Raw genomic sequence first — 11366 nt, 5'->3', positions numbered from 1 at the left:
TCGGCGTCGACACCGGCGGCTGCAACATCCAGTTCGCCGTCAACCCTCGTGATGGCCGGATCATCGTCATCGAGATGAACCCCCGCGTCTCGCGTTCCTCGGCGCTCGCGTCGAAGGCGACCGGCTTCCCCATCGCCAAGATCGCCGCGAAGATGGCCATCGGCTACACGCTCGACGAGGTCCCGAACGACATCACCAGGAAGACGCCGGCGTCGTTCGAGCCGAGCCTGGACTATGTCGTCGTCAAGGTGCCGCGCTTTGCCTTCGAGAAGTTCCCCGCCGCCGACCCCACCCTCACGACGACGATGAAGTCCGTCGGCGAGGCGATGTCGATCGGCCGCAACTTCACCGAGGCGCTGCAGAAGGCGCTGCGCTCGATGGAGCGCTCGGGCGCGACCTTCCACTGGGAGGGCCCGCACCCCTCCGACCCGGATCGGCTCGAGGACCTGCTCGACCAGGCCTCGATCCCGACCGACGGCCGGATCGTCACGGTCCAGCAGGCCCTTCGCGGCGGGGCGAGCGTCGAGCAGGTCCACGACGCGAGCGGCATCGACCCGTGGTTCCTGGACCAGATCGCCCTGATCAATGCCGTCGCCGAGCGCATCGCCGCCGCCAGCCAGCTCACCCCGGACCTGCTGCGGCTGGCCAAGCGGCACGGCTTCTCCGACCAGCAGCTCGCCTCCCTCGCCGGTATGCCGGAGGCGGTCGTCCGCGGGGTGCGTCACGCCCTCGGGGTGCGCCCGGTCTACAAGACCGTGGACACCTGTGCGGCGGAGTTCGCTGCCACGACCCCTTACTACTACTCGACCTACGACGAGGAGGACGAGGTGCTGCCCCGGGAGAAGGCCGCCGTGATCATCCTCGGCTCCGGGCCGAACCGGATCGGCCAGGGCGTCGAGTTCGACTACTCCTGCGTCCACGCGTCGTTTGCCCTGCGGGACAAGGGTTTCGACACCATCATGATCAACTGCAACCCGGAGACCGTGTCCACGGACTATGACACCAGCTCGCGGCTCTACTTCGAGCCGTTGACCCTCGAGGACGTCCTCGAGGTCGTCCACGCGGAACGCCTGGCCGGCCCGATCGCCGGCGTCATCGTCCAGCTCGGCGGCCAGACCCCGCTCGGCCTCGCGCAGGCGCTCAAGGACGTGGGGGTGCCGATCGTCGGCACCTCGCCCGAGGCGATCAACCTGGCCGAGGACCGCGGCGCCTTCGGCCGGGTGCTCGCCGAGGCGCAGTTGCCCGCCCCCAGGCACGGCACGGCATACAGCGCGGAGGAGGCCGTCCTCGTGGCCCACGAGATCGGCTACCCCGTGCTCGTGCGTCCCTCCTATGTCCTCGGCGGCCGGGGCATGGAGATCGTCTACGACGACGAGACCCTGGCGACCTACGTCAGCCGCGCCACGGTCGCGTCGCCGGAGCACCCGGTGCTCGTGGACCGTTTCCTCGACGACGCCATCGAGATCGACGTCGACGCGATCTACGACGGCGACGACATGTATCTCGGCGGCATCATGGAGCACATCGAGGAGGCCGGGATCCACTCCGGCGACAGCTCGTGCACCCTCCCGCCGGTGACCCTCGGGGTCCAGGAGCTGGAGCGGGTCCGGGAGTCAACCCTCAAGCTGGCCAAGGGGATCGGCGTCCGGGGTCTGATGAACGTCCAGTTCGCGCTCGCCCAGGACGTCCTCTACGTCCTCGAGGCCAACCCCCGGGCCTCGCGCACGGTGCCCTTCGTCGCCAAGGCGACCGGCGTCCAGATCTCCAAGGCGGCTGCCCGGGTCATGCTCGGCGCGACGATCAAGGAGCTGCGTGCCGAGGGGCTGCTGCCCCCGACGGGCGACGGTGGCAACCTGCCACCCCATGCGCCCATGTCGGTCAAGGAGGCGATCCTGCCCTTCAAGCGGTTCCGCACCAAGGAGGGCAAGGTCGTCGACTCGCTGCTGGGCCCGGAGATGCGCTCGACCGGCGAGGTCATGGGCATCGACAAGGACTTCGGCTCGGCCTTCGCCAAGAGCCAGTTGAGCTCGGGTGGGCTGCCGGACAACGGCGCCGTCTTCGTCTCGGTGGCCAACCGGGACAAGCGGGCGATGATCTTCCCCATCAAGCGGCTCGCCGACCTCGGCTTCACCATCCTCGCGACGAGCGGAACGGCGGACGTGTTGCGGCGCAACGGGATCGAGGCCACCCTGGTCCGGAAGATCAGCGAGCGCGATCCGGCTGCTGTCGAGGCGGCCGAGCGCACGATCGTCGACCTCATCAACGACGGCGACGTCCAGATGGTCGTCAACACGCCGACGGGTCAGTCGGCGCGTGCCGACGGTTACGAGATCCGCGCGGCGACGACGAGCGCCGACAAGCCGATCATCACGACGGTGCAGGCGCTGGCCGCCGCGGTGCAGGGCATCGAGGCCTCCCGCACGGGGGTGCTCAACGTCAAGTCGCTCCAGGAGCACGCGCGAGACCTCGACCTCTACGGCACGGGGAGCGCGACGTGACGGATGCGCCGTCGTCCTCGGGGGCGTCGTCCTCGGGGGCGTCCGCGCCTCGCGGAGGCGTCACCCAGGTCACTGGTGAGCTCATCGCGACCCGTCGGGTCGGGGCCTACCAGCAGCTGACCTTCGTCGCGCCCGGCATCGCCGAGCTCGCCCGCCCCGGGCAGTTCATCGCCCTTGCGGTCGGGGGAGCGACCTCGGCCAACCTGCTGCGACGGTGCTTCTCGATCTACCAGGTCAGCCCGGGCGGCGCCGACGGCGGCACGGTCGACGTCGTCGTCGCCGCCCATGGACCCGGCACGACCTGGCTCACCGAGCTGGCCCCGCACGCGGAGGTCGACATCGTCGGGCCGCTCGGGCGGCCGTTCCCGCTGCCGACCGCGCCGGTGCCCTGTGTCCTCGTCGGAGGCGGATACGGCAGCGCGCCGCTCTTCTGGCTCGCCGCGCAGCTCACGGCCCGGGGGTGCCACGTCGAGATGGTCCTCGGCGCGGCCAGCGAGGACCGCCTCTTCGGCGTTGGCCTGGCCCGCCGTGCCGTCGACGGGCTGTCGGTGACGACCGACGACGGGTCGGCCGGCACGAAGGGCTGGGTCAGCGACGTCCTGGCCGACGTGATCAGGCTGAGTGCAGCCGCCGTCGTCTACGGCTGCGGCCCGATGGGGATGCTGCGGGCGATCACCGAGGTGGCGGCGCGCCAGGGCGTGGTGGCGCAGGTCGCCGTCGAGGAGGCGATGGCCTGCGGGATCGGCGTCTGCATGACCTGCGTGCTGCCGGTCGTCGGCAACGACGGGCAGACCCGGATGGTCCGCTCCTGCGTCGAGGGGCCGGTGTTCCGGGGTGACCGGGTGCGCTGGGACGCGTTCGATGACGGTCTCTGCACCGTGCCGTCCGACGCGGTCGGCGCCCCGAGGGAGTCGGGTCACTGATGGTCGACATGTCCGTTGCGCTGGGCGGTGCCCGGCTGCCCAACCCGCTGATGACGGCCTCCGGGTGCGCCGCGAACGGAAAGGAGCTGCACCGCTTCTTCGACGTCGCGGACCTCGGCGCCTTCGTCACGAAGTCCGTCATGGCGCAGGCCCGCTCCGGCCGCGGGACGCCCCGGATGGCCGAGACCCCCTCCGGGATGCTCAACTCGATCGGGCTCCAGGGCCCGGGCATCTCCGCCTTCGTCGAGCAGGACCTGGCCTGGCTCAAGGGCGTCGGCGCCCGGCCGCTCGTCTCCATCGCCGGCTCGTCCAGCGGCGAGTTCGCCGACGTCGCGGCGGCGCTGCGATCCAGTGACGCCTTCGACGCCGTCGTCGGGGTCGAGGTCAACATCTCCTGCCCCAACGTCGCCGACCGGGGGCTCGTCTTCGCGTGCGACCCGCTTGCCTCCGCCAAGGTCGTGGCCCTGGTCCGCGAGCAGCTGCCGCGCGACATGCCGGTCTTCGCCAAGCTGAGCCCGGACGTCACCGACATCGTCTCGGTCGCCTCTGCGTGCGTCAGGGCGGGTGCCTCCGGTCTGACGATGATCAACACCCTGCTCGGCATGGTCATCGACACCGACCGGATGCGCCCCCAGCTCGGCGGGGTCACCGGCGGCCTCTCGGGCCCCGGGATCCGCCCCGTCGCCGTCCGCGCGATCTGGCAGGTCCGCGCGGCCATGTTCGCGGGCCGATTCCCGACGGTGCCGATCATCGGCGCCGGGGGGGTGCGCACCGGCCGCGACGCCCTCGAGCTCGTCGCGGCGGGCGCCAGCGCCGTCCAGGTCGGCACGGCCACCTTCAACGACCCGAGGGCGCCGATGCGGGTGCTCCAGGAGCTCGAGACCCTCCTCGACGCCAAGGGGTATGCCGCGTTCACCGAGGTCGTCGCCGCGGCCCACCAGCGATAGGAGCCCCTCATGCCCGTCACCCCCTTCGGCGTCCTGCTGCGCGGCGCGATGGAGCACCGCGGTCCGCTGTGCGTCGGCCTCGACCCGCACCGGGCGCTCGTCGAGTCGTGGGGGCTCGACTACTGCCTCGCGGGAGTCGAGCGCTTCGCCCTGACCTGTGTCGAGGCGCTCTCCGGGCAGGTGGCCGTCGTCAAGCCCCAGTCGGCGTTCTTCGAGGTCTTCGGCTCCGGTGGGGTGCGCCTCCTCGAACGGGTCCTCGCCGACCTGCGCGACGCGGGCACGCTCACGATCCTCGACGTCAAGCGCGGCGACATCGGCTCGACGATGCAGGCCTACGCGGATGCCTACCTCGGGACCGACAGCCCGCTGCGTGCCGACGCGATCACGCTCAGTCCGTTCCTCGGCTACGGCTCGCTCCGACCGGCACTCGACCTCGCCGAGCAGACCGGGCGGGGCCTCTTCGTGCTGGCGCTGACGTCCAACTCCGAGGGGCCGCAGGTCCAGCACGCCGAGCTGGGCGGCCGCAGCGTGGCCGCCACCGTCGTCGACGGGGTCACGGCGGACAACGCCGCGGCTGCAGTCCGGGGAGAGCTCGGCTCGGTGGGCCTCGTCGTCGGGGCCACCGTGGGGGACGCGGTGCAACGCCTCGGCATCGACCTCGGCGCGGCCAACAGCCCGGTCCTCGCCCCCGGTCTGGGTGCCCAGGGGGCCACGGCGGCCGACCTCCGACGCGTCTTCGGGGCCGCACTACCCCAGGTGCTGGCGAGCTCGAGCCGGGAAGTCCTGTCGGCGGGACCGGATGTCGCGGCCCTCCGCGCGGCGGCGACGGCGACGGCATACCAGCTGCGTGAGGTCCTGGCGCCCTGAGTCAACCCTCGATTGGGCGAGCAGGGTGTCCGCGGCTCTGGTCCTCGACGGAGCGCAAGTCCGGCGACGCAAAGCCGAACCCGGCATACCGGCCATGGGCGTCAACCGCGTGAAGCATCCACCGGAGGTCCGACAGAATATCGCTCGCCTGCCTGCCGACGCGGGCGAAACCCATGAGCTGGCCCATCGCCGCACGGTCGTCGCTCGGCTCATGGCCAACGCAACGCCTCGTCCGGCCAAGCCTGTCGACCGTCATCGACCTGGCGTGACCACGATGGCGTCGCCGACCGGGCGCTCGCCGGTCGGGTCGGAGGGATGGGTGATGAGGGCACCGTCGACAGCCATCGCCGTCGACCCGCCGCCGTCGAGGTTGATCGCGTCGACCAGGCCGAGGGAGCGTGCCACGTCGGCGGTCTCGGGGATGGACAGGCCGAGGTCCGACACGCTGCGCCCGTCGACGGTGACGAGGACGGTGCGCCCCTGTTGGTCGACGCCCGCGAGGGTGCGCGGGTTGCGCTTGACGACGAAACCGTAGCCGAAGCTCGGGTCGCCGGGGTGCACGAAGCCGTCGCGGGCCTGGGTGATCTCCTCGAGTCCGTTGCGCATGAGCTGCGGTCCGCCGTTGACGATCGTGTCGGCTGCCGAGGTGCGGACGAGGTGGTCGGATGAGTCCCGCAGGCCCGCGCTCACGCCGATGCGATCACCGAGGCGTATGCCGTCGAGCTCGCGGACCCGCTCGCCGGTCGCCTGGAGCGATTCCTCACCAGGGGTGAGGGTGACCCCCCTGTTGTCGCGAAGGGCGCTGACCCTGTGGTCTCTCCCGAGGACCACCTCCCGCCCCGGACCGGACGGGGTCCTCGCCCCGAACGCCGTTGTCAGCTCGACGACCTCGTCGGGGTCGGTACACGTGATGTCGTGCAGCGGCTTCGACGTCGGAATGTCGGACGCATCCCCGCCACAGTTGCGGATGAGGCCTGGGACGCGGTCGACGCCGTCAAGGCTGACCGAGCGGCCACCCATGTGCGCGGTGCCCTTCCACGACAACCGCTGGACAGCAGTGTGGCTGGCGTCATCGTGCAGCACGAGGGCAGGGCGGCCCGCGATGGGTTCGGAGATGAGCCGGCCGTTGTAGACACCGACGCCTGCCGGATCACCCGGTGCGCCCGACGCCGGGTCGAGGACGAAGAAGCCAGCGTTGATCCCGACGCTGGCACCTGCTGCCCCGCTGAGGGCCGAGGTCGTCTCCCGGTTGAGCAGGTCCGGCCCGAACGTCGCCCCGAGGCGGCCGCGGAACGCCTTGGGGTCGATGGTCACGACGTTGACGTGCCAGGGCCCTCGAGCAGAACGGTCGCCGTCCCAGCCGGTGAAGACCGAGTTCGCCCGCTCTCCGGCCGCGAGCAGCGCTGCCTGCGCACGGTCCACGTCGGCCTTCGTCGGCCAGCGCCCGACGCGGACCCGAAAGCCGAGGGTGCCCTTCGGCACATCCACGGCCCGTGGTTGCTGGACGGACTCGACTCGTGGGGCAAAGCCCTTGCTGCGCAAGCGGTCCGCCGCAGCGTTGGCCCCGGTCGCGGTGGAGAGGACCGTCGGCGGGGCATCAGGGTCCGGACTGCCCGGAGCCGGCCCGATGAGGACCTCGAGCGTCCACATGAGCGCGGGATCGTCAATGCCACGGGTGATCTTGGTCAGGGTCACCCCACGCGTCACGGTGGTCGTCACCCTGGTCTCGGTCAACCCGACCGGGCCGAGGTCGAGGGGTCGGGCACCTGCCGGCGGGCCGCGATGCGCCACTGCGGCGGCCCCCGCGGTGGCGGGCACGCCGACCATGGCACCGACGACGAGCAGGCACGAGGTTGCCATGGCGGTCGCGGCGCCGAGCCGACGGCGGGCTGAACGAACGGGGTTCCTCGTCACCGTGGTCACATCGATTGACCCTATGACCGGATCGGGCGACCGGCGACCTGGAAGCAGGCGACGGGACGGTGAACAACGCGCCGCCCGGTCGAGCCCCGCCGTTTGCGACGACCCAAACGGGTGGGTAGGTTCGCTCCTACCGTTGTCTGTTGACCGCCTGTGCTGAGGAGTTCCGCCGTGGCCCTACCCCCGCTGACCCCGGAGCAACGCGCGGCTGCTCTGGAGAAGGCCGCCGTGGCCCGTCGCGAGCGGGCGGCGGTCAAGAACCGCTTGAAGTACTCGCAGGGCTCCCTCGCCGAGGTCATCACGACCGGCAGGGACAACGACGTCATCGGCAAGATGAAGGTCTCCGCCCTGCTGGAGTCGATGCCCGGCGTCGGGAGGGTGCGGGCGAAGCAGATCATGGACGAGGTGGGCATCTCGGAGTCGCGTCGGGTCCGGGGTCTCGGCAGCAACCAGGCGGCTGCCCTCATCGCCCGCTTCGGCCAGGCGTGACCGCGACGCGCCAGCCGCCCACGACAGTGCCGACCACGGGAGGGGCCCCGGCCAGGCTCGTCGTCCTCGCCGGCCCCACCGCCGTCGGCAAGGGCACCCTTGCCGCCTACGTCCGCACGCACTTCCCCCAGATCCTGCTCTCCGTCTCCATGACGACGCGCAGGCCGCGCCCGGGGGAGGTCGACGGTGTCCACTACCTCTTCGTCGACGACGCGGAGTTCGACCGGCTCGTCGGGGCGGGGGCGTTCCTCGAGCACGCCGTCGTGCATGGCGCCGCGAAGTACGGCACGCCGCGCGGCCCAGTCGAGCGGGCGCTCGCGGCCGGGCGCCCCGCCCTCCTCGAGATCGACCTCCAGGGCGCCCGACAGGTCCGCGAGACGATGCCCGGGGCGCTGTTCGTCTTCCTGCAGCCGCCCTCGTGGGACGAGCTCGTGCGCCGGCTGGTCGGCCGGGGCACCGAATCGCCCGAGGAACGCGAGGTCCGCCTCAGCACCGCACGCCGCGAGCTGGCGGCCGCGTCGGAGTTCGATGTGGCCATCGTCAACGACGATGTCCGCCGGGCCAGCGAAGAACTCGTATCATTGATGAGATCGCGCCCTCGCGACACCTGATAGTGCCCCGGCAGCGACGTCGCGGCGACCGTGATCCAGCCCCTGAGACACCGCTAGCAACGAGACACCACCAGCAACGAAACGAGTGCATCCATGTCCGGAACCGTGGCGAACCCGATCGGCATCACCAGGCCCCCGATCGACGACCTGCTCAAGATCGCCGACTCCAAGTACGCCCTCGTGATCTACTCCGCCCAGCGCGCCCGCCAGATCAACGCGTACTACTCCCAGCTCCAGGAGGGACTCCTCGACTACGTCGGGCCCCTCGTCGAGACCGAGGTCCACGAGAAGCCGCTGTCTATCGCCCTGCGGGAGATCAACGAAGGCATGCTCACGTCCGAAGCGACCGAGGGCTGAACGACCCCGTGAGCGGCCCGTCGCCGGCCCGGCGCATCGTGCTCGGTGTCGCCGGGGGGATCGCGGCATACAAGGCCGCCTCACTCCTGCGGCTGTTCACCGAGGCCGGGCACGACGTGACCGTGGTGCCGACCGCGTCCGCGCTGCGCTTCGTCGGTGCCCCGACGTGGGCGGCGCTGTCGGGGAAGCCGGTGTCGACCGACGTCTGGTCGGATGTCGAGCACGTCCCGCACGTGCGGATCGGCCAGTCGGCCGACCTCGTCGTGGTTGCGCCCGCCACGGCCGACCTGCTGGCGCGGGCCGCGGCCGGCCTGGCCGACGACCTGCTGACGACGACGCTGCTGACCGCCCGCTGCCCGGTCGTCCTCGCGCCGGCGATGCACACCGAGATGTGGGACCACCCGGCCACGCAGGCCAACGTCGCGACGCTCCGCGCCCGTGGTGTGCACGTCGTCGCTCCGGCCTCGGGGCGGCTGACCGGCGCCGACACCGGTCCGGGTCGCCTGCCCGAGCCCGCCGCGCTGTATGCCGTGTGCCTGCCCCTCCTCGGCCAGGGCCCCGGTCCGGTTTCCGCTGCCGACGATCCCACTGGTTGCGGCCATGACCGCGCTGCCACCCTTTCCGAAGGCGAGAACGCGGTTCTCACCGCAACACGTGGGGGTGACGCGGTTCCCACCGCAACAGGTGGGGGCGCTGCGGGGGCGGCAGACGCCCTCGCGGGTCTGCGGGTCGTCGTCTCGGCCGGCGGGACCCGCGAGCCCCTGGACCCGGTGCGCTACCTCGGGAACCGCTCATCCGGCCGGCAGGGCTATGCCCTCGCGGCCGTCGCCGCTGCGGGGGGCGCCTCCGTGACCCTCGTCAGCGCCAACGTCGACCTGCCGGTCCCCGTCGGGGTCGACGTCGTCCCCGTCGGCACCGCGCTCGAGCTCCGGGACGCGGTCACCCGCGCTGCCGAGGGCGCGGACGTCGTCGTCATGGCTGCCGCGGTGGCCGACTTCCGGCCCAGGGACCTGGCGACGAGCAAGATCAAGAAGACCCATTCCGGCACGCCCGACCAGGCGGACGAGTCCGCGCCGACGATCGTGCTGGTGCGCAACCCTGACGTCCTCGCGGGGCTCGTGGAGGCTCGCGGCAACGCGAAGCTGCCGGTCATCGTCGGCTTCGCGGCCGAGACGGGGGACGCCTCCGGATCGGTCCTCGACCACGCCAGGGACAAGCTCGCCCGCAAGGGGTGCGACCTGCTCGTGGCCAACGAGGTAGGGGACGGGATCACCTTCGGGCTCGAGACCAACACGGTCCACCTGCTCTTCCGGCCGGGACTGCCCGGCGCGCCCCGGGACCGGGACGCCGGGCCCGCACCAAAGGAGGACATCGCGACCGCGGTGTGGGACGGCATACGAGCCATCCTCTGAGCACTACTAGACTCTCGGGCGGTCGCTGCCGCCCGACCAGCCAGCAGCTGCTGGCCTGCCGATCTCAGGAGAAGAAGTTGTCCGCACGCCTGTTCACGTCCGAGTCCGTCACCGAGGGTCACCCCGACAAGATCTGTGACCAGATCAGCGACGCGATCCTCGACGCCATGCTCGAGCAGGATCCCGGCAGCCGGGTCGCCGTGGAGACGATGGTGACGACCGGTCTCGTCCACGTCGCCGGTGAGGTGACGACGGAGGCCTACGTCGAGATCCCCAAGATCGTGCGCGACACCGTCCTGGGCATCGGTTACGACTCCTCGACCAAGGGCTTCGACGGCGCTTCCTGCGGCGTCGAGGTCTCCATCGGCCAGCAGTCGCCCGACATCGCGCAGGGCGTCGACACGGCCTACGAGAACCGCACCGGAGGCGTCGACCCGCTCGACAAGCAGGGCGCCGGCGACCAGGGCCTGATGTTCGGCTACGCGTGCGGCGACACGGCCGAGCTGATGCCTCTGCCGATCTACCTCGCGCACCGCCTCGCCGAACGGCTCTCGGCCGTCCGCAAGAGCGACGATGTGGCCTACCTGCGCCCCGACGGCAAGACCCAGGTCACCATCGCCTACGACGGCGACAAGGCGGTCAAGCTCGACACCGTCGTCCTGTCGACGCAGCACGCCGCGGACATCTCGCTGGAGGGGCTGCTCCAGCCCGACATCCTCGAGCACGTCATCAAGCCGGTCCTCGAGGAGCTCCAGGAGGGCGGCTCCGAGCTCGACATCTCGGACTACCGCACCCTGATCAACCCGACCGGGCGCTTCGAGATCGGCGGTCCGATGGGCGACGCCGGCCTGACCGGGCGCAAGATCATCGTCGACACCTACGGCGGCATGGCCCGCCACGGCGGCGGTGCCTTCTCGGGCAAGGACCCGAGCAAGGTCGACCGTTCCGCCGCCTACGCCATGCGCTGGGTCGCCAAGAACGTCGTCGCGGCCGGCCTCGCCACCCGCTGCGAGCTGCAGGTGGCCTACGCCATCGGTGCCTCGAAGCCGGTGGGTCTCTACGTCGAGACCTTCGGCACCGAGACCGCCCCGGTCGACAAGATCCAGGCCGCCATCACGTCGGTCTTCGACCTGCGCCCCGGCGCCATCGTCGAGCAGCTCGACCTGCTCCGCCCGATCTACAAGCCCACGGCGGCCTACGGCCACTTCGGCCGGACCGCCATCGACGGCTACGACAACCCCTTCACGTGGGAGCAGACGACCAAGGTCGACGCGCTCCTGCGGGCCGTCCGCGGCTGAGCCACCGTCGGCGGTGGAGCCGGCCCGGTCCTCGACCCGGCACG

Annotated in this window: 10 protein-coding genes; 9 read left to right on the top strand and 1 reads right to left on the bottom strand. The window is 71.3% G+C overall.

Translation table 11 applies throughout. From position 1 onward, the window contains the following. From carB to pyrF, 4 genes are all read left to right on the top strand, one after another. On the top strand, nt 1-2498 hold a 2498-nt coding region (carB, locus tag ACLL9L_RS16290), incomplete at its 5' end, for a carbamoyl-phosphate synthase large subunit (RefSeq protein WP_411285706.1). Beyond that, complete coding sequence (locus ACLL9L_RS16285; protein ID WP_411285705.1) at nt 2495-3421, top strand: dihydroorotate dehydrogenase electron transfer subunit; 927 nt, start codon at nt 2495-2497, stop codon at nt 3419-3421. The genes carB and ACLL9L_RS16285, both read left to right, overlap by 4 nt. After that, the gene (locus ACLL9L_RS16280; protein WP_411285704.1) at nt 3421-4368 is read left to right on the top strand and encodes a dihydroorotate dehydrogenase; all 948 of its coding nucleotides are present in this window, start codon (nt 3421-3423) and stop codon (nt 4366-4368) included. The genes ACLL9L_RS16285 and ACLL9L_RS16280 overlap by 1 nt, the downstream gene beginning before the upstream one ends. Before the next feature lie 9 nt (nt 4369-4377). Then, on the top strand, nt 4378-5235 hold the full coding sequence (gene pyrF, locus ACLL9L_RS16275; RefSeq protein ID WP_411285703.1) for an orotidine-5'-phosphate decarboxylase: 858 nt from the start codon (nt 4378-4380) through the stop codon (nt 5233-5235). 252 nt (nt 5236-5487) lie between these two features. Here pyrF and ACLL9L_RS16270 read toward each other — a convergent pair whose 3' ends face one another. Continuing rightward, nucleotides 5488-7095: a phosphodiester glycosidase family protein gene (locus tag ACLL9L_RS16270; protein ID WP_411285702.1), complete on the bottom strand. Its 1608-nt coding sequence runs from the start codon at nt 7093-7095 to the stop codon at nt 5488-5490. A 231-nt stretch (nt 7096-7326) separates the two neighbouring features. Here ACLL9L_RS16270 and mihF point away from each other — a divergent pair, with 231 nt between their 5' ends. The 5 genes from mihF (at nt 7327) to metK (ending at nt 11322) form a co-directional block, all read left to right on the top strand. Beyond that, nucleotides 7327-7644, top strand: coding sequence for an integration host factor, actinobacterial type (mihF, locus tag ACLL9L_RS16265; RefSeq protein ID WP_411285701.1), 318 nt, complete (start codon nt 7327-7329; stop codon nt 7642-7644). Beyond that, nucleotides 7641-8255 carry a guanylate kinase gene (gene gmk, locus ACLL9L_RS16260; RefSeq protein WP_411285700.1) on the top strand — a complete coding sequence of 205 codons (615 nt, stop codon included), beginning with the start codon at nt 7641-7643 and terminating at the stop codon, nt 8253-8255. Before mihF ends, gmk begins: the two co-directional genes overlap by 4 nt. A gap of 93 nt (nt 8256-8348) precedes the next feature. Beyond that, nucleotides 8349-8612, top strand: a complete 264-nt coding sequence (gene rpoZ, locus ACLL9L_RS16255; RefSeq protein WP_411285699.1) for a DNA-directed RNA polymerase subunit omega — start codon at nt 8349-8351, stop codon at nt 8610-8612. Between the two features lie 8 nt (nt 8613-8620). Beyond that, complete coding sequence (locus ACLL9L_RS16250; protein WP_411285698.1) at nt 8621-10024, top strand: bifunctional phosphopantothenoylcysteine decarboxylase/phosphopantothenate synthase; 1404 nt, start codon at nt 8621-8623, stop codon at nt 10022-10024. 77 nt (nt 10025-10101) lie between these two features. Continuing rightward, nucleotides 10102-11322, top strand: a complete 1221-nt coding sequence (gene metK / locus ACLL9L_RS16245) for a methionine adenosyltransferase (RefSeq protein ID WP_411285697.1) — start codon at nt 10102-10104, stop codon at nt 11320-11322. The last annotated feature ends 44 nt before the right edge of the window (nt 11323-11366 follow it).

This window comes from Lapillicoccus sp. (genome assembly GCF_046595215.1).
Classification (GTDB): domain Bacteria; phylum Actinomycetota; class Actinomycetes; order Actinomycetales; family Dermatophilaceae; genus Lapillicoccus.
This window is presented reverse-complemented; position numbering and strand designations above follow the sequence as displayed.